General features: G+C 56.6%; 17 protein-coding genes. 6 read left to right on the forward strand and 11 right to left on the reverse strand.

The features are described from left to right. Positions 1 to 17: 17 nt before the first annotated feature. Positions 18 to 491, reverse strand: a complete 474-nt coding sequence (locus ABLQ08_RS22360) for a DUF2269 family protein (protein ID WP_352946603.1) — start codon at positions 489 to 491, stop codon at positions 18 to 20. Next, positions 491 to 1,786, reverse strand: coding sequence for an SDR family oxidoreductase (locus ABLQ08_RS22365; protein ID WP_352946606.1), 1,296 nt, complete (start codon positions 1,784 to 1,786; stop codon positions 491 to 493). Before ABLQ08_RS22365 ends, ABLQ08_RS22360 begins: the two co-directional genes overlap by 1 nt. Positions 1,787 to 2,179: 393 nt before the next feature. Between ABLQ08_RS22365 and ABLQ08_RS22370 the strand changes: the two genes are divergently transcribed. Together ABLQ08_RS22370 and ABLQ08_RS22375 are read left to right on the forward strand one after the other, a co-directional pair. Continuing rightward, positions 2,180 to 2,704 (forward strand): PAS domain-containing protein, encoded by a 525-nt coding sequence (locus tag ABLQ08_RS22370; RefSeq protein ID WP_352946609.1) that lies wholly within the window; start codon positions 2,180 to 2,182, stop codon positions 2,702 to 2,704. A gap of 50 nt (positions 2,705 to 2,754) precedes the next feature. Next, positions 2,755 to 3,906, forward strand: coding sequence for a methyl-accepting chemotaxis protein (locus tag ABLQ08_RS22375; protein ID WP_352946611.1), 1,152 nt, complete (start codon positions 2,755 to 2,757; stop codon positions 3,904 to 3,906). Positions 3,907 to 3,971: 65 nt separating this feature from the next. On the opposite strand, the gene ABLQ08_RS22380 is transcribed toward ABLQ08_RS22375, so the two are convergent. Continuing rightward, positions 3,972 to 4,961: an ABC transporter substrate-binding protein gene (locus ABLQ08_RS22380; protein ID WP_417714938.1), complete on the reverse strand. Its 990-nt coding sequence runs from the start codon at positions 4,959 to 4,961 to the stop codon at positions 3,972 to 3,974. 440 nt (positions 4,962 to 5,401) lie between these two features. Here ABLQ08_RS22380 and ABLQ08_RS22385 point away from each other — a divergent pair, with 440 nt between their 5' ends. Beyond that, positions 5,402 to 6,124 (forward strand): isochorismatase family cysteine hydrolase, encoded by a 723-nt coding sequence (locus ABLQ08_RS22385; RefSeq protein WP_352946616.1) that lies wholly within the window; start codon positions 5,402 to 5,404, stop codon positions 6,122 to 6,124. A gap of 83 nt (positions 6,125 to 6,207) precedes the next feature. Here ABLQ08_RS22385 and ABLQ08_RS22390 read toward each other — a convergent pair whose 3' ends face one another. Beyond that, positions 6,208 to 6,885, reverse strand: a complete 678-nt coding sequence (locus tag ABLQ08_RS22390) for a Crp/Fnr family transcriptional regulator (RefSeq protein WP_352946619.1) — start codon at positions 6,883 to 6,885, stop codon at positions 6,208 to 6,210. A gap of 252 nt (positions 6,886 to 7,137) precedes the next feature. Here ABLQ08_RS22390 and ABLQ08_RS22395 point away from each other — a divergent pair, with 252 nt between their 5' ends. Then, the gene (locus ABLQ08_RS22395) at positions 7,138 to 7,827 is read left to right on the forward strand and encodes a nitroreductase family protein (RefSeq protein WP_352946622.1); all 690 of its coding nucleotides are present in this window, start codon (positions 7,138 to 7,140) and stop codon (positions 7,825 to 7,827) included. 60 nt (positions 7,828 to 7,887) lie between these two features. On the opposite strand, the gene ABLQ08_RS22400 is transcribed toward ABLQ08_RS22395, so the two are convergent. Genes ABLQ08_RS22400 through ABLQ08_RS22430 form a run of 7 tightly spaced genes read right to left on the reverse strand, consistent with a single transcriptional unit; the run spans position 7,888 to position 15,406 of the window. Then, the gene (locus ABLQ08_RS22400; protein ID WP_352946625.1) at positions 7,888 to 9,723 is read right to left on the reverse strand and encodes a V-type ATP synthase subunit A; all 1,836 of its coding nucleotides are present in this window, start codon (positions 9,721 to 9,723) and stop codon (positions 7,888 to 7,890) included. Continuing rightward, positions 9,720 to 10,466: a DUF2764 family protein gene (locus tag ABLQ08_RS22405; RefSeq protein WP_352946628.1), complete on the reverse strand. Its 747-nt coding sequence runs from the start codon at positions 10,464 to 10,466 to the stop codon at positions 9,720 to 9,722. Before ABLQ08_RS22405 ends, ABLQ08_RS22400 begins: the two co-directional genes overlap by 4 nt. A gap of 2 nt (positions 10,467 to 10,468) precedes the next feature. After that, positions 10,469 to 11,170, reverse strand: coding sequence for a hypothetical protein (locus ABLQ08_RS22410; protein WP_352946630.1), 702 nt, complete (start codon positions 11,168 to 11,170; stop codon positions 10,469 to 10,471). A gap of 9 nt (positions 11,171 to 11,179) precedes the next feature. Next, positions 11,180 to 11,629 carry an ATP synthase subunit C gene (locus ABLQ08_RS22415; RefSeq protein WP_352946633.1) on the reverse strand — a complete coding sequence of 150 codons (450 nt, stop codon included), beginning with the start codon at positions 11,627 to 11,629 and terminating at the stop codon, positions 11,180 to 11,182. Beyond that, positions 11,626 to 13,419, reverse strand: a complete 1,794-nt coding sequence (locus ABLQ08_RS22420; protein ID WP_352946635.1) for a V-type ATP synthase subunit I — start codon at positions 13,417 to 13,419, stop codon at positions 11,626 to 11,628. The genes ABLQ08_RS22415 and ABLQ08_RS22420 overlap by 4 nt, the downstream gene beginning before the upstream one ends. Next, positions 13,416 to 14,039, reverse strand: coding sequence for a V-type ATP synthase subunit D (locus tag ABLQ08_RS22425; protein ID WP_352946638.1), 624 nt, complete (start codon positions 14,037 to 14,039; stop codon positions 13,416 to 13,418). Before ABLQ08_RS22425 ends, ABLQ08_RS22420 begins: the two co-directional genes overlap by 4 nt. Further along, positions 14,039 to 15,406, reverse strand: a complete 1,368-nt coding sequence (locus ABLQ08_RS22430; protein ID WP_352946640.1) for a V-type ATP synthase subunit B — start codon at positions 15,404 to 15,406, stop codon at positions 14,039 to 14,041. Before ABLQ08_RS22430 ends, ABLQ08_RS22425 begins: the two co-directional genes overlap by 1 nt. A gap of 655 nt (positions 15,407 to 16,061) precedes the next feature. Between ABLQ08_RS22430 and ABLQ08_RS22435 the strand changes: the two genes are divergently transcribed. Together ABLQ08_RS22435 and ABLQ08_RS22440 are read left to right on the forward strand one after the other, a co-directional pair. After that, the gene (locus tag ABLQ08_RS22435; RefSeq protein ID WP_352946643.1) at positions 16,062 to 17,849 is read left to right on the forward strand and encodes an ethylbenzene dehydrogenase-related protein; all 1,788 of its coding nucleotides are present in this window, start codon (positions 16,062 to 16,064) and stop codon (positions 17,847 to 17,849) included. 31 nt (positions 17,850 to 17,880) lie between these two features. After that, positions 17,881 to 18,897 carry a 2Fe-2S iron-sulfur cluster-binding protein gene (locus ABLQ08_RS22440; protein ID WP_352946645.1) on the forward strand — a complete coding sequence of 339 codons (1,017 nt, stop codon included), beginning with the start codon at positions 17,881 to 17,883 and terminating at the stop codon, positions 18,895 to 18,897.

The following is an 18,897-nucleotide window of genomic DNA, read 5'->3' on the forward strand; positions in this document are numbered from 1 at the left end:
ATTGCGGGCAACGGCGTCTAGAAGAGCGGGTCGGGCCTGGTCAGCATAAGCCAGACAATGGCAAGAACCGCGAAGAATGCCGGAAACCCGAATGCAAACCAGATCCGGTAAAGCCTGTGATACTCGGCGGGCAGATCTGTTTGCGTTTCTGCTGCGACCGACGCGAGACGGCGCATTCTGATCTGGACCCAGACGACCGGAAGCCAGAACACGCCAACGAACACATAAAGGCAAAGGGAAGCCAGGACCCAACCTTCCAGGATCGGCCAACCGGTTTCGCGTGCAAGCAAATAGCCGGTTACCGGCTGAACGACCGCCGCCGTTGCTGTGAAAACCGTGTCGGCAAGGACAACGATCCCCGCGACATGCGCAATCAATACAGGGTTCTGCGACCTGTTGGACATCACCATGAAAAAGGCGATGCCGGCACCTGTCCCCAGCAGAACACAAGCGCCTATCACATGGGCGTAGCGCAACAGCTCATAGACCATCAACGTGTCTCCACCAGCATGGCCACGACCACGGAGAGCACCATCGCCGGAAAAACTTTTACCAACGGTCCGAGCGGGTCTGCCCAAAGAGAGGGCGCCCAGACCGTTGCACCCACGAGATACGCCAACGAGACCACAATCATTCCCAGGCAGGCCAGACGTGTCCAAGGCCTCCACATCACGGCTACAGCAAGCATGAGATCCACGACCGCACCAATAGAGACGGACGCCTTCGCAAAGCCTGAAGACAGGCCGCGGTCTGTCAGCACCGCAGTTGCCGCCTCAAACGACATCAGCCCGATGAAGCCCGAAAGCCCCCAGAACACCGACAGACATGCAATTGCCAGCGGCAACAACAGATAAAGGCGAGCAAATGCGCGTTCTTGTGCGGTCGCCTCCAGATGCTGCAATGTCTCCTCAAGGGATTTCATCGGGTGGCCGCCACGGTTATTCCATGCTGCCGCGTCACCACGAATTCCGTTTTTCAATGACACCAAGGCGTTCGTTCTGAAGGGAGAGCGCCAGCCGAGCCATCCCAGAACATCCGCGCCTTTCCCCAGCAGCGAAACGATACTGTCCGGAATTGTCACCATTCCGCTCCATGACGGGAAACCCAGCCAGGAACGAATCCGAACCGTCAGATCGTGAAAGGAATGTTGCTCGTTTTCTGTCAGATCCGCGACAAACCGATTTCCGAGTTCTCCGCCCGCAGCCTGGACAACTGCTTTGGCGACGTCGTCCACGTGCACTGTTTGAACCGGGGCATCGGGGAAGACTTTTGCGCCGACAGCAGGCAGCGCCGCAACAGCACGCAGCAAAGCGGTTCCCCCATAAGCATCCGATCCAAGCACCAGAACCGGACGCAACACAATCCAATCGAGGCCGGAAGCTGTCACCAAAGCGTCTCCCCTTGCCTTTGTCCGAAAGAAGTCAGTTGGAGCATCCGGCGAAACACCGGCTGCCGAGATCTGCACCAGCCGTGTCCGCGATCCCGCAAGCGACTTGAGAATTTGCTCAACGGCAGTTTCATGGATTGCCACCAGATCATCCCGGGCGCCGTCCTGCAGCGCGCCAGAAACATTCACAACAACGTCTGCGTCTTGGAAAATCGCCTTCCAGCGCTCGACCGTGCACTGTGAAATGTTCTCAATCACCCAGGAAAGATCCGGGAAAGTTCGAAGCGCTGTAATTCTTGAACGGCCTACCGCCGTAATTTCATAATCGGCTGATTGCAATGCACGAACACAAGCTGATCCGATAAAGCCGTAGGCGCCAAGAACGACTGCTTTTTTCATGCCCCGATACCTTGCCCGATTTTCTTTCGGTTTTATGCCGGGCTGTGAGGTGAGTAAAATACAAAGTGGTACTTCCTCCCTGCAAACTCACTGGTTGCCGACTTGTATTCTGTCTCGGACCGCGACTTTCGCTGAGACATTCAGGCGCAACTCTACACATCACCCTAGGGAATTCTATCTTTATTACGTAGAATTACCTACGGTAATATGCAGTTTTTGACAATTATCTACGCAACGTTAACCGGCGATTAATTACAGTATTTCTAACAATGTATTCGAAACAGTTTACGGAACTCAACGTTATATTCAAAAGTAGAATTTTATTATTTTTGCAACCTTGGGTTTTTCCAATCTGTTTGAGACCGGAACCTTTGCATCTTACGGAGCAACCAATTGCGAAACGACGTGTTTCTCACTGGCGTTGAGCGCTATTTTGATGAAAACGAGATCATCGTCAGCAAAACCGACCTCAAGGGGCGCATCACCTATTGCAATGATGTGTTTTTGCGGGTCGCCGGATACACGGAAAAGGAATGTCTTGGACAACCGCATAGTCTGATCCGGCATCCCGACATGCCGCGCTGCATCTTTGATTTACTTTGGGAGACCATTCAGTCCGGCCGTGAGATTTTCGCTTACGTAAAAAACCGCTGCAAAAACGGCGACCACTACTGGGTCCATGCGCATGTCACGCCCAGCAGGGACAAGAGCGGGACCGTGATCGGCTACCATTCCAATCGCCGTGTCCCCGACCGAAACGTGCTGGAAACCGCAATCATGCCGCTCTACCGAAATTTGCTGGCTGAGGAGCGCGGACACCAGGACCGCAAAAGTGGCCTTCGGGCTTCAAAAGCCATGATCAGGTCGCTGTTGGAAGACCATGCTGTCGAATATGACGAGTTCATTGCAACGCTTTAGATCTTTCAAATTTTGAATTGAACTTCGCACTTGTCTGGGAGGCAAGAACCATGCTGATGGGAAGAAACAACTCGGCTATTCAAAAGGCACTCGATGTCGTGGAGAGGGTCGCGGAAGGCGATTTCGAAGCGCGCATCATCAACATCACGGAAGGCGGAGAAGCTGGCAGGTTGCTTCATTCCATCAATCGCATGATCGACCGGGCAGACGCTTATGTGCGCGAATCAAAGGCATCACTCGAATACGTTGCCGACAACAAGTATTTCCGCCGGATTTCGGAAAAGGGCATGTCGGGCGCCTTCGGAGAAGCAAGCCAGACGATCAACAGCGCCATGCAGGTTATGGAAGACAGGGTGTCCTCCTTCAAGGACGTCGTTCTGGGTTTTGAAGGGACGATGGAAGACGTTGTCGAGTCGGTTGCAACGGCCGCCACACAGCTGGAGGCTTCAGCCGGATCGATGAACAGCTCGTCGGCTTCGGCAAGTGAACAGGCCTCTTCGGCCGCCGCCGCTGCACAGGAAGCATCCGTCAACGTGTCCGCGGTTGCCGCCGCAACGGAACAGCTGACCCAGTCAGTCAACGAGATCAATCAGCAAGTCTGCCAATCCGTGGAGATCACCAGCAAGGCCGTTGGCGAAGTCGATCAGACGAATGTCGATATCGGTACGCTGTCAGACGCTTCGGAAAAAATCGGCGAAGTGGTGTCCCTGATTACCGAAATTGCCAACCAGACCAATCTGCTGGCACTCAATGCCAGTATTGAGGCTGCCCGGGCCGGCGAAATGGGCAAGGGATTTGCGGTGGTTGCGGCCGAAGTCAAGGAACTTGCCAGCCAGACCGCCCAGGCGACCCGCGAAATCGGTCTTCAAATCGGAGATATTCAGTCGGCAAGCACCAAGGCCGTCTCTTCGATCGACTCCATCGGTTCCACGATATCAAAAATCGATGAAATTTCCTCTGTGATCTCCGCCGCCGTGGAAGAGCAGGGTGCGGCAACTTCCGAGATTGCCCGAAACATCAATCAGGCTTCAATCGGAGCCAATGAAGTCAGCTCCAACATCGGCGCAATCAGCTCGGTCGCGGAAGAAACAACAAGAGAAGCAAACGAGGTTCTCCTTGCTGCCAGCGCGCTTGCGGAAAAAGGCAATCTGCTGCGCAACGAAGTTTCAGGCTTTCTGGGAGAAGTCCGGCAAGTCATCTGATGAACGCAGAAAGGCCGCCCGAGGGCGGCCTTTCCCAGTTCGTTCATAGCGACGGAACTTCGTTTTCAGAGCTTGTCGGTCACTGCCGTGGAAGTTGCGCCTTGCGGCTCCTTGGTGATGACCGGATCGGAGCCACCGGCCAACAGGGACTTCACCGTGCGGTCGTAGGCGCTCATGTCCAGTTTACCGTCGGAGCCATCGACCAGCTTGTTGATTTCACCGACCATGCGGATCTGATGCTTTTCGGTCTGAGCCCCGGTCGCATCGTTTTCCAGAACGATTTCCGCAGCTTCTTCCGGGTTATCCGCGGCATAAGCCCAACCCTTCATCGTGGCTTTCACAAATCTGGCCAGCTTGTCGACCATTGCAGGATCTTCAAGGCTGGACTCCAGCACATAGAGGCCGTCTTCCAATGTCGCGACGCCCTGATCTTCATATTTGAAGACGATCAGCTCCTCGGCCGGAATACCTGCATCGATAACCTGCCAATATTCATTGTAGGTCATGGTGGAAATGCAGTCGGCCTGCTTCTGAAGCAGCGGATCAACGTTGAAGCCTTGCTTCAGGACAGTCACGCCGTCAGGCCCGCCTTCAGTTGAAATACCCAGCTGACTCATCCAGGAAAGGAACGGATATTCATTGCCGAAAAACCAGACACCAAGGGTCTTGCCCTTGAAATCCTCGGGCGAGGTGATGCCTGTGTCTTTCCGGCAGGTCAGCATCATGCCGGATTTCTTGAACGGCTGGGCGATATTGACCAACGGCACGCCCTTTTCGCGGGATGCAAGCGCGGACGGCATCCAGTCGATGATCACGTCTGCACCGCCACCAGCGATCACCTGCGGTGGAGCAATGTCGGGACCACCTGGCTTGATGGTCACATCGAGGTCTTCTTCCTCGTAAAAACCCTTGTCCTTGGCCACGTAATAACCGGCAAACTGACCCTGTGTGACCCATTTGAGCTGGAGTGTCAGCTCGTCGGCGGCATTCGCCACGCCCGAGACGAGGCTCGCTCCCAACACGGACGCAAGCGCCAGACTTTTCAATGCCTTCATTGCCATTCCCCTACTGGTTCTGGACCTTGCTCAACCGGCAAAGCCCTTCTCTGGAATTTATCAACCCCTTGCCGATCCAACGACGGGACAGCTCCCGACCGCCCCATTGGATGCCAGCAATCTGGCCGCTGCAAGAACATCCGGGCATTTTTGCCTTCTGAACGCCTCCGCTGACCAATTGGTCAAGAAAATCTAGAAAGCAGCCACGTCCCTGGTCAAGGTTATTTTTTGTTCAGGGGGCATTTGCCGTCATTTTGCCGGTAGAAACCGGCCTTTATGCGCCACTTGCAGTCGACTTGACGGTGCCTGACATTTTTTCGCGAGGTGGAACAAATGTTCCAGAGACTTTGTCGCCAAATTTCTACAACCGGACCCGCCGGCAACGACTTTTGCCAACGTGTCGACCGGCACTTTTTTAAGACAAACAGAGAGTTGTAGAAATGAAAACCTTGTTGTTGTCCCTCGCGGCAAGTCTGCCTCTGGTGGTTGCCAGCGCCGTTGCGCCGGCTGCTGAAAACCCGCTGCCCACGTTCGACAAGGCGCACACGGCGATCGTGATCACGGATCCGCAGAACGATTTCCTCGCGCCTGACGGCAAGCTCTATGGACTCGTTGCGGAAAACCTGGCGGAACTTGGAACCATCGGCAACATCGAAACGCTGATGAAGACCGCAAAATCCGAGGGTGTTGCCCTTGCTGTGGACCCTCTGGTCTATACGCGGATCGATATCGACTGGTCCCGCGCGGGAACCCTTCAGCGCCAATTGCTGGACATGAAAGCGCTTTATCGCGAATCCCTCAATGATAAGGACGGATTTGAAGGGTCGGGCGCAGACTTCTACGAACCGTACAAGAAGTACATCCATGACGGCGACACGATCGTGGTCGCTCCTCACAAGATGTACGGACCGGAAAGCAACGATCTGATCTATCAGCTTCGTGCCCGGGGAATCGACACGGTCATTCTCGGCGGACTGGTTGCCAACCTGTGTGTGGATTCGCACATGCGGGCGCTCATGGAAAACGGCTTCAAGGTCTATGTCGTCAAGAATGCCGTCGGGGCCCCAGGCACGGATGCCTACAATGCGGCGCTCGTCAATTACAGCATGATCGCCAATGGCGTTCTGACCACCGAGGAAGCCACGAAAGCCCTCGCCAATTAGGACGCTGCACGCCAGGGGAATTTCGGACGGGCCCCTGGCGTTTGCTCCGGATCGGCTTCAATTACAGATCAGACCCAATCAACTCAGTTTTCCGAAGCCTCGGACCGAACCAGCTCCTGCAGGCGATGTCGATCCAGGAGCGTGATCCGTTTTGGTGCAAGCGAGATCAGGTTTTGACTGGCAAGATTGCGCAGCAATCGGGAAACGACTTCTCTAAGCGTGCCAAGATCACGCGCCAGCCTGTCCTGCGACAGGCAAATGACCCCATCTTCGTCCGCTCTTGCCAAAAGCAGCAGCACCAGACGCTCTTCCTGCGGCAGGCGCATGGACTGTTCCAGACTGTAGAGCAGAGAATACACGCGCCCGGACAGCTGCTCGAACAAAAATCCCTGAACTGCCGGGTCTTTGGCAAACAGTTCCCTGAACACGTAACCGGACAAGGTCAGAAACTCGACCCCCTCGGTATCGGCGGCCGCAAAGGCGGGGTATGGCATGTCGGAAAAGAGGCTGTTCAGCGCCAGAATGCAACTCTCACCGGGTTCAATCCAGTACAGCGTGCCTTCGCGCCCGTCCGGGTCGATGTAATAGACGCGAATGTTTCCCGATTTGACCAGAAAGACGCCGTTAACAGTGTCTCCGGGATGCAGGATATCCTCTCCGGCGGCTACAACGGTCCGGGTTATGTTGTCTTTCAGGTAAGCCAGTGCCTCCGGCTGCATGCCGCGTGCGAAAGGCACGATCCTTTCGATTTCTTCCTCCATGACGCTCCCCTTCATAGCCTCGGCAAGCTCCGCAGCCACTGCACTCAGGCTCTCGCTCGACCGAGCGACCGAGGCCGTTTCGAACCTTTCGGAAAATGATTTCCAACAGCAGTGTTGTGTTCAGGTATTTCAGGAACTTAGAGTGATCTCAAAGCGCACGCTCTTTCAATTGTGCAATTGGTCTCAGTGGGCAGATGATACCCACGGCCGATTGTTGGCCGGGCGGTGCACAATAAAAACCGGACGACGACCATGATTGACAAATCCACTCTGGACTACAAACCGCTCCCATTGCCGGACCGGCGTGATTTTTCCGACAAAGAAATGCAGGATCGCGCTGAGGCATTTTACGAGGATGTCCGCACGCGCCATACCGTGCGGGAGTTTACGGATCGGCCGATCGACCGCTCGGTGATCGAAACCTGTATCCGTGCGGCAGGGACCGCTCCAAGCGGCGCCAACCACCAGCCCTGGCATTTTGTGGCCATCTCCAACCCGGAGCTCAAGCACAAGATCCGTCTGGCGGCGGAGGAAGAAGAACGCCGTTTCTACGATGGCGGTGCAGGCGATGAATGGATCAAGGCGCTCGAGCCGATCGGAACCAATGCCGACAAGCCGCACCTGGACATCGCTCCGTGGCTGATCGTCATCTTCGCCCAGCGCTGGGGCACCTACAAGGATGGCAGCAGATACAAGCACTATTATGTGCCGGAGAGTGTCGGCATCGCCACTGGCATGCTGATCACGGCGCTTCACCATGCCGGCCTCAGCACGCTGACGCATACGCCCAACCCGATGAAATTCCTGAACGATATTCTGGACAGGCCGGAAGCGGAAAAGCCGGTGATGATCCTGGCGGTAGGTCATCCGGCACAGGACGCAACGGTTCCCGCGGTCGCGAAAATCAAGAAACCGCTTGAGGAAATTCTCAGCGTGTTTTGATGCAAACCTCATGAATGGGCAGGCATCTCATATGCCTGCTCAGAGCTAAAATCGCTTACGTCACGAGGTAACCTGTCTCGGGGCCGCGTTGACGTTGTCCTTGATTTTCTGCAACAGATCTTTGCGTTCCTGACTGTCATCCGCGGAATAGTTCAGGTTCTTGAACAGAGACGTCTGTTCGGTAAAGAACTTGCGCACCGCGTCCTTGTCGTCAAAGGCAAAGTCGGACTTGGCGATCGAATAGACGAGATCGAATGTCTGCTGCTGACGGGCAAGCGGTGCCGACACGTCGACATCGTCGAAGGCGTCCTGTTGCAGGTAGACCATGTCGAGAAAAAGCGCCTTTTGCTGCAGCACGAAGTCTTCGGTCGAGACCCCTTCTTCACCGGTGACCTGCATCATCCGGGTGATTTCGTCACCTTTGGCGAGGAGCTCGATCATCTCCTCGACGCGCGGCACCCAGTTGGGGCCGATGTTTTTCTGATACCAGTCACCGAGCTGTGCGTGGTAGCGGGACCAGGACAGCAGCGGATCAACCGCCGGATAGAAGCGCTTGTAGGCCCGCTCTGATGACAGACCCAGGAAGGTTTTGACCGTGCCAAGCGTGGATTGGGTGACCGGTTCCTCGAAATTGCCACCGGCCGGTGAAACCGTGCCGATCATGGTGAGACTTCCGGTTTTACCCGTTGCCGTTCTCAGGACCCCGGCGCGTTCATAGATGCCCTTGATCGCCGAATCGAGATAGGCAGGGAAGGCTTCTTCACCAGGAATTTCTTCCAGGCGGCCGGAGGTTTCGCGCATGGCCTGCGCCCAGCGCGACGTACTGTCGGCGATCAGCAACACGTCGTAACCCATCTGGCGGTAGTATTCGCCAAGCGTGATCCCGGTATAGATGGAGGCTTCACGGGCTGCGACCGGCATCGACGAGGTGTTGCAGATGATCACCGTCCGGTCCATCAATGTGCCATCGCCCGACGGGTCGGGCTGATGGGGGAATTCCGTGATGGTTTCCACCACCTCTCCCGCGCGCTCGCCGCAAGCCACAACGATCACGATGTTGACCGCGGAAAATCTGGAAATCAACGACTGCAGAACCGTCTTCCCCGCACCGAACGGGCCGGGAATACACCCCATTCCGCCTCTTGCGATCGGGAAAAACGTATCAATCAGGCGCAAGGTGGTGATCAGAGGTTCGCTTGGATAGAGCCGTTCGCTCTGGCCTGACCTGACCAGACCTTCCGGGATCGCCCGGCGAACCGGCCAATGCTGGACCATGCTCAGGTCACGGATTTCGCCTCGATCGTTCTTGAGCGTGACCACCGTTTCGTTGATGGTGAACGTACCCTCGCGCACCCGCTCCACCGACCAGTTCCCGGTCAGGGAAAACGGCGCCATGATCTTGTGCTCGAACCGTCCTTCAGGGACCGTGCCGAGCGTCTCACCTGCCTTGACCGGATCCCCGGACGCGACCTTGGGTTCGAAGGCCCATTTCCGGTTCTGGTCGAGCGCGTTGGTGAGCACGCCACGCGGCAGGAAAAAGCCATGTTCCGCCGCGATATCGGCCAGCGGGTTCTGCAATCCGTCGAAAACGGTACTGAGCAGCCCCGGGCCCAACGCAACAGACAGCATTTCACCGCTCTGAATGACCTTGTCGCCCACCCGGACACCATGAGTGCTTTCAAACACCTGGGCCTCGGCAGACTTGCCGCGTACGCGCAGTACTTCGGCCTTCAGGTATTCCCGTGGCTTGCCCTCACGTTCTGGACCATGAGGAATGATGTAGACCACCTCGTTCTTGATCAGGGGGGCATCGCCTGTCGGAGCAATCGTCACCAGATCGTCCTGGACGGCTATGATTTCGGCCGTCGGTTCCGGAAGCTGGACATGGCTTGTCATGAAGTGGCTCCCTCAAGAGATAATGAATTGTCTTTCAAGAATTCCTGCCCGCTCCCCGATTTCTCAAGACCTTGCAGGCCGTTCAACGCAGCGGCAACCAGAGACTGAAGGCGCTCGCGCGCCTCTTCTTCATCGTAACGCGACCAACGCTCGACAATAACCCAGCGCAGTACATAGATGCCGACGGCTTCGAAATCGAATTCGTGGCGCGTGCCATACTGGTCGAGTTGACGGAACACTTCAGTCAGGGTGAGACGTTCCATGGCAATATGGTCTTCCGACTGCATCAGCCGATGAGCCTCGGCAACCCAGGGCATGAAGTGCCCCAATCCGAATGCGGGGTCGTTCCAATTGGCCTTTATCCGGCTGCACCAGCGACCGAAACCCCAATTCTGAATGTCTCCGGCGGTATCCTCGCCGCGGCCGCGTCTTCTGAGCGCTGCGATCAGAGTGCGGGTTTCCATGCGCACCCGGACCAGGTCCTGCAGATCGGGATAGGCCTTCAAATCGGCGATTACCTGATTGGCCCGTCGAATGACTTCGATATCCTGATCGTACTTTGCCACTCCTGCCCATGCCGTGACTTCCACCATTTCCCGCATCAGACGCTGATGCTCTTCCTCGAGCATCGCAAGACGTTGCTTCAGCCGGAATTTCGATATCGGCACGTCCTTGCGCGAAAACAGCTTGCCCAGATGCGGTAGGCTGGTCACCAGCGCGATATATTGGTGCGGCCGGGACATGATCAGCGCAGCACTCCTTCCATGACCGCACGCAGGCGCGGTTGAAGATGGCGCTTCAACAAGGTTGCAATGGCTTCCTCGGTCAGGTCGATGGTCACATCGCGGTCCGTCAGCTTGACCTTGATGCCGTCAAACCCCGAGGCAGTGGAAAATGTAACCCCGTCGCGCAGGACTTCTCCGGCAAGCGCGATGACGAAATGCGTCAAGGTTCCAGGTTCGACGGCTTCGGGAGACTGTTTCAGTTCCTCGAATGTGACCACCTTTTCCGGAAGCACGACCTCCATCGGTTCCGTATTGCTGACGGAAGCATTTTCCTTGGCGTTCGCAGCCATTGCCAAAATGAGTTTTTGCAGGAACTCCTGGTCTCCGAGGGTCGTCCCGACCAGTCTGCCGGCCTCCTGCTGAATACGGTCACCGAGCTCGTTTCTGAGACTCAGGACAAGATCCCGGGCCGCCACTTTCAGGCCGTCTTCCGTGGCGGCTTTCTCCTTGGCGGCCTCTGCGCGCGCGTCAGCCAGAAGACTGTCCGCCTTTTTCTGCGCTTCGGCGACGATTTCGTCCGCCCTGGTCTTCGCCTTGGCAAGGATCTCCTCGCCCTCGGTTTTCCCGGCCGATACACCTTCCGATTTCAGACGGTCGATCAGTGCCTGAACCCCTGCACCCGCAGTGTTTTCCAGGTCTGTCGCCCCTTTGCTCTTGGACATCATCGCCTCCTAACTCGGGATCGAGCCTGCCAGGACCAGGGCAAAGACGAGTGCAAAGACCGAGAAGCCTTCAAGCACTGCTGCCGGTGCCAGCGAAATGCCGAAAATCTCCGGCTTTGCCTTGGATGCGTGAATTGCGGAGGCCAGAACCTCGCCCTGGCGAATGCCAGTAAACAGCATCGTGAATCCGGAAAGCACGCCAATGCCAAACAGTGCGGCCCCGTTTGCTGCGTCGACACTGGACTGCTGCAGGGAGAACATGATCACGATGCCGTAGATGACCTGGGACGACGGCATAAGGGAAACGCCGATAAAGCGGCCATACCCGCCCTCGCTGTCCAACATGGCACCAATCGCGGCGCTGCCGCCGAGCGCACATCCCCAGGCACTGCCGATCGCCCCGAGGGCGACCGGAGCGTACAGCCCGAACCAACCGAGAGCCACAACGAATTCGTTCACAGGCGTGTCTCCTCTTTCTTAAAAGGACGGAAGGGCTTGCCTTCGTCTTTCAAACCCCAATTAAAAAATTCAATGACGTTCAGGCGCAGACCATGGACGAAACCCGCAATAACCCCGAGCCCGATATTGATTGCGTGGCCGATGGAGAGCACAAGCAGCGCGATCAGAAGACCGATACCGGGCACGGCGTGATTGAGCTGTCCTGAAAGCGAATTGATGGTCTCGGCCAACGAGGCGGCCGCCAGTCCCAGCGCAAACAGACGCATGTAACTGAGAACATCGGAAAAGATGTTGACGATGCGGGCGAGCGCCGCGAGGCCGTCGAAGATCCGCAAGCCGCCGGACTTGACTGAATCCACCTTTCTGTCGCTGCCGAAGAAACCGACGGTCAGCAGCCCCAGTATGATGCTTGCCGGCCCCACAGTGGCAAAAATCGTGCCCTGCCCCAGAAAAGTTGCCAGACCACCGAAGGCAACCAGAGACCAGCCGATCGGTTGGTATCGTCCGCTCCGTGTCTTTTCATGAAAAGCACGCAGCAGGTTGGCCAGCACGATATGAACCACGCCGATGGTGAGCGTGATCTTCATCATCGTGTCGACATCCTTCAGATGAAGCACCTTCAGATGTGCCAGGAAACTGCCATCCGGCGGCGAGACCCCGAAATAACTGCCGGTCGCCACACCGAATGCCGTGGTGGAAACCATCAGCCAGGCGAACATGCGGAACATGCGCCTGCCAAGCTCCGAACCGGTGAAGCGCTTGCGGAACAGGAACAGAAGGGCAAGCAGCAGAAGGCCATAACCTGCATCGGTCATGATCATTCCGAAGAAGATGATGAAGGAGACGTAGACGACCGACGATGGGTCCCAATCCCGGTAACCGGGCGTCTGGTAGAACTCTACCAGATCTTCCCCGGCCTCAAGGGCCGTCGCGTTTTCCAGAAGGGTTGGCGGTTTATCCTCTTCCGACAGATCCTCAAAGACCGCAGCTATCCCTAGCTTGGCGGAAAGCTCCTGGATTTCAGCAACCTGATCGCGCCGCGCCCAGGCCTGCAACATAAAAATTCGCTCGCTGTCAGCTGTCTCGAGAGCGGCGCGCTGGCGCGCAGAAAGGTCCCTGGCCGCAGCCAGGTTCTGAGCCAGAACGTACCGCCACTTGGTCAGCGACTGACGCTCCAGTTCAAGCTCCTCAAGGTCGATTGCAGCCCTTTCATGAGCGCGCTTGAGCTGTGATAGAGACGCCGACCCTACATGGGTTCTGGGCACAGGCATTGCAGTCGTTGCGGGCTCTTCAGGAGACAGAATAACGATATAGGACCGGTATCTGTCCTGATGCACAACCTCCAGAACCTTTTCCGACGGATCGACGGCGTTGAGCTTGCCATGCGGCACCACATAGAACCAAAGGCGGTTGTGGCCGATTTCCTCCAGCTCTGAAAAGTTGAAGTCGCCCCAGGGCTCCACGTCCTGTATCCGCCGATCGAGCTTGGCAAGCAGATCCTGGCAATCTTTCAACGCCTTGCGGTTTTTCAGGGTCCGGTCGACGACCTCTTCCAGATGGAAGTCGTCTGGCTCGGTCACGGGACGGCGCTGCGCCGGACAGTCCATCAGCCAGCGCAAGGCCTCCACCGCTTCTCGGCCAAGGCCCGCAGGCACCGCTTCAAGTTCCTTTTGCGCGGACGTCAAAGGAATAAGATGCAGCGTGCCAAAAGTCTGAGCCGCTTCCAGCACTTTCTCCTTGTCGTCCAGAATGCCGACGAGGTTTACCTTGACGAGGGGGACGATGGTCATAGCTCGGCCATCCTTTCCTCTGCGCTGCGAGCAGCGGTCTTGCGTTTGGAGATCTTGGCGCGAACAACGGCATCCCGTTCCGCATCAGCAAGCGCCATGCGGATCTTTTTGATGTTTCGTTCCGCGCGCGGGATGAGCACCTTCTCAAAGAGATTGACCCTGCGCGATATCACCGCTTCGGCTTCGACCAGACGCACGATACGCTCTCTGGCGATGTCCCTTTCCATGTTCAGGCGCAGCAGGTTCTGCATGCCTTTCACATACGGGTCGACCCAATGCGGCCGCGCCAGCAGGGAATAGGGCTCTGTCTCCACCTCAAGGTCTTCCAGTACCGGAAGGATCGTGCCAGACAGGTTCTGTTCACCCCGGACGACTTTCTTGAGCACGACCAGTCCCTCGAGAGGGACCTGTTCGTTGGCCATCATCGGCAAGGAAGCGGCAAGATCGGCAAACCGTTCCTCATACTCTCTTTCGAGCCTGGTCGCTGCCTCTTTCGCCTTGGCTCGCTCAGCCATGATCTGGAGGCGCTTGAGCTCGAGCGACGGCAAGAACCGCCTGAACTCTGCCAACTGTGCGCTCTCCCGGGCAAGGGATGATTTATTGAGCGCGAGTTTCGCCATCAGGCGGCCTCCTCATCCGAAGGATCCGAAGTGGCCGTCTTTCTGGGGAAGTATTTGTCAATCAAGCCCTGCTTCATCAGCAGCTGCTCGGGCTCAAAGCATTCCGCGAGCGTCTCCCAGCAAAGATCCAGGGCTTCTTCGAGAGGTTTGGAGACTTCGATGTTCATGAAGCGCTCACGGAACAAAGCACCGAACTTCAGGAGCTGCCGGTCGTAATCGGACAGCTCGAAGGCCATCGACTGTTTCTGCTCGGCATCGCGTGCGCCGGAATAAAACCGGATCATGGTGTTCATGATCTGATTGTGATCCTCGCGGGTCACCTTGCCGATGACGTGCTGCTTGAGGCGTGACAGCGATCCGAACGGGTCAAGCACGCCGCTATGGAGATAGAACTGTCCCTCGGTGATGTAGCCGGTATTGTCCGGTACTGGATGGGTGACGTCATTGCCCGGCATGGTCGTCACCGTGAGAATGGTTACCGAGCCCGACCCCTTGAAGTCGCACGCCTTTTCGTAGCGGCGTGCCAACTGGGAGTAAAGGTCACCCGGATAGCCGCGATTTGCCGGAACACGTTCCATTGCAATCGAGACTTCCTTCATCGCGTCGGCGAAGGCGGTCATGTCGGTCAGCAGCACCAGAACGCGCTTGCCTTCCTCCACCGCGAATTTCTCGGCAACCGCGAGTGCCATATCCGGCACCTGAAGGCGCTCGACAACCGGATCAGAGGCCTGGTTGATAAACATCACCGTGCGTGGAAAGACGCCGGCATCTTCGAACTGCTTCCTGAAAAAGGCATAGTCATCAAAGATCAGGCCAAGACCACCGAAAACCACGATATCCGCGTCGGCCTGAATGCCGATCCGGGCCAGGAATGGATTGTAGGGCTCTCCGGATACGGAAAAGATCGGGATTTTCTGGCTTTCGACCAGACAATTGAAGATGTCGATCATCGGCACATCCGTGCGGATCATGCGCGAGGCCAGAACACGCTTCATCGGGTTAGCCGACGGACCTCCGATCGGAACGGACGGATCGCTGGAAAGATCGGGACCCTGGTCGATCGGTTGACCGGCACCACTGAACACACGTCCCAGGATATTGTCGGAATAGGTGACCATGGCCGGTTCGCCCAGAAACCTGACCGATGCATTGTTGGCAAGCCCCTTGGTACCCGAGTTCACCTGCAATGAGACCATGTCCTCATCGATGTTGATGACCTGGGCAAGCGACGACGCTCCGTCTCCGGCATCTACCAACGCAAGGTCACCCAGACAGGGTCGCCCTTCGGATTCGGCCTTGGAGGCCGACACCTGAATACGAATGATATCACCGACAATATCGACAATCCGGGTATGGGAGACCAGCATCAACGCCCCCTTGGAATGGACTATTTTCAAAATATGGCGCACTAAACATGCGCATGGCCCGCATGCCTGACCCGGCCAAAGCGGACAAGTTATCTTAGGCGGCTTTTCCGGCCTCTTACAACCTGCACATTAGGCATAGGAAACCGGACAACTTCAACCGGAACGAAGTTAAGAACGAATTGATTACACGGGTATGACTTGCATCAAGGCCGACGTTTCAATCCAGCCTAATCGCGTGCCTGCCCCGCAATCTCTCGGAAGAGACCTGTGGTCGGAAAGTCGGAGTGCGCGCCCCCAATAGAACACGCGTCTCACTCCATTGAAACTTTTGACGATATGCACAAGAGCCGGACGGCTCTGCTCCCTGCGAGGCCTCATTGGCCACGTCATCACAACTATTATTTGAAAACTGCAGTTATACTTACAACCTCACTTGCAATTAGAGGTTATATTGGCCGTTTATTAATTGTTAACCTTATAATGCATACATTGCCGGCGAAAAAAAAGAAAAAGTAGCGACTTTACACCATCTTTTTGCTTTTCTTTTTCCTTCCGGTGCTATTTTTTAACTAAGAATATAAAACTCTCATTAATTTTTCGGCACGAATCAGGTTTTAACAACCTGTTGCTACGCACCTGAAGGTTGGAGGAAAAGTTGACGGACCAAGTGACTGATCACACCCTTGAGCTCACTTCTCCGCCAAAATCCTCGGGACGTGCCGGGGCGCAGACTCAAGGCGACCGCGCGGACAAGGCCAGTGGCCGGCCGGAAGATCAAAAAGCCCCCGTGCGCAGCGATCTTGGCACCATCCTTCTTCACTGGACGTTGGTAATTGCAATCTTTACGAGCTTGCTGACGGGCCTGAGACTGTCTTCCGACGCCGAAGGATCCTGGTTCGCCATCATGTTCGAACCGATCTTGCCACAAGGCGAAATCTGGACCTGGCACTACGTGTCGGCCATCTTTGTCCTGGCCCTGATCTTTGCTTATACGGCCTATATGTCGCTTGCGCGTCTGAAGCGCCGGGTTTCTTCCAAGAAAGTCGTGGTACTGACCTTGCCGGCGAGCACAAAGCTTCGCATCGCGGCCGTCAATGTCATCGCCTACTGGATCCTGTTCGCGGCAGTGCTGGTGCTGACTGCAACCGGTGTCCTGCTCTATCTTGGTCACGGTGGCTTGTGGGTGGATGTTCATTACATCGCAGCACTGACGGTTCTGACCTACATCTTTGCGCATGTGATACTGCACTACTTTTACGGCGGTTGGGAACAATTGTTGCGCCTGTTCCGTCCGCAATCACTTCGCCAGTTTCCTGGCATGGGCCGCTACCCTCTCGCCAAGGCGGCTGCCCTCGGAGCAGTGGTCCTGGCAGGCGCTGTCGCTCTCGATTTCGGCACCCGCGATGATCTGATTGTTGCCCAGGCCTCAGCGCTTCCCAAACTGGACGGGGTTCTGGACGACCCTGCCTGGCAAAGCGCCAGACCTGTGTTCGTCAGAACCCAGCAGGGGTCCAACCTAAACGGGACGGGAGAATCCACCGTTGAGGTTCGCGCTGCGCAAGTCGGCGACAAGATCGCTTTTGCCTTCCGGTGGGAGGATGCATCACGATCGTTGAAGCGCCATCCGCTGGTCAAGACCGAAGAAGGCTGGCGCATGCTCAACAACCGCGCCGATATCTCTGACGAAACCGCCTATTACGAAGACAAGTTTTCCGTCGCCTTCTCAAAGACGGACGCATTTGGTGGTGGCGCCTCCACACATATGGGTCCTAAGCCACTTGCCGATAAACCGTCTTCCTTTCACGGACGCGGCCTTCATTATACGACGGACGGAAGCCTTCTGGATGTCTGGCAGTGGAAGGCGGCGCGTGGTGGCATGCTCGGCAAGGTCGATGACATGTGGTTCGGCACTCCGCTGGAACCGAATGAAGGCCAGGCCGCCGGCAAGAAGCGTTACAGTGCCGGATACGGAGCTGACGAAGGCAAGTCCTTTTACGTCTACAACTACAAGGGTTCGCCGGAAACCGGCTACCGGGAGACGGTCGACGTCAAACGCCTCCCGGTGGACTATGTGAAGACCGCTTCACTCATGGGCAAGATCGACATGGACACCGAAGCGACCGACGACGAAGGTTCGCAATGGTGGATGTTCGACGCGGAGAGCGTTCCCTATTCCCCGGAAAAAGATGCAGAGATTCCGGTTGGCACCGTCATTCCCGGTGTTCTGATCACAGGTGAGTACCTGGGGAGCCGCGCAGACCTGAACGGCGGTGCGAAATGGAAAGACGGATACTGGACGCTGGAAGTGGTCCGCGACATGGACACCGGCAATCGCCAGGATCTGGCAATGGAAGATGGCCTTTTTGTCTGGCTATCCGTTTTCGATCATAACCAGACCCGCCATACAAGGCATTCCCGCCCGGTTCGTCTGACCTTCAACTGACCAAACAAGCCCTCAAGCACGGACAATCAACATGTCGAAGAGCACTTGCACCGTCACAATCAACGGCAAGAAGATCAAGGCGAATGTCGGCGACACGCTGATTGATGCCGGCCTTGGCGGACGGTTGGTGCTTCCTCACGATTGTTGTTCCGGCCAGTGCGAAACCTGCCGTGTTCGCGTTTTGAGCGGTCAGGTCGATGATCTTGGAACACGCGAGAAGAACTCCGTACTGGGATGCCTCGCCGTTCTGGAAGGAGATGCGGAAATTTCCTACGATCCGGTACCGATCGTGAAGACGGTCAAAGGGACGGTGGAAAGCATCCGCAAAATCAAGGAAGACTACCTGGAAGTGCGCGTGCGGACGGCCAGAAGAGTGACATGGCTGCCCGGCCAGTACCTGCGCGCGACCTTCGCAGGGTATCCGGCGAGAGACTACAGTCCGACTACGCCGCTAAACCTGGATGCGGAACTGGATGTCATCGTCTTCCACATCAAGGTCTATCCGAACAGCATCGTTTCCTCGAAGCTGGGAAACCAGATCGACAAGGGGCACAGCGTCAAGCTGCGTGGCCCCTTCGGCAACGGCTTTTTGCGGCGGCAGCCGGAACCGATTGTCCTGACATCTACGGGCACCGGATTTGCGCCGATCTGGTCCATTGCGGTTGCCGCGAGCATGGGCCAACCCAACCGCGATATCAGGATGATCGTCGGGTCACGCACCCGGGACGGCCTTTACATGCGAGACGCTATCCGCTGGCTGAAAAATCGTGGCATTTCGGTTACGCTCACCGCCAGTGACGGTGACAACGAAACGGTGTTGACCGCCCGCCCCTACGAGCTTCTTGGCGAGCTGTCCGAAGACCATATCGTTTACTCCGCCGGCGCACCGTCGCACGTGGACGCCACGCGTGATGTTGCCCGGCAGGCAGGCGCAACCTTCTATGCGGACCCGTTCTTCGTCGCCGAGGAAAGCAAAGGCCTGCTGACACTTGCAAATTCACTGCTGCGAAAAGCGAAAACACCTTTTGCGTCTGCAGCTGCAAGCTGA

This window comes from Roseibium sp. SCP14, from assembly GCF_040329475.1.
In the GTDB taxonomy this organism is placed as follows: Bacteria; Pseudomonadota; Alphaproteobacteria; order Rhizobiales; family Stappiaceae; genus Roseibium.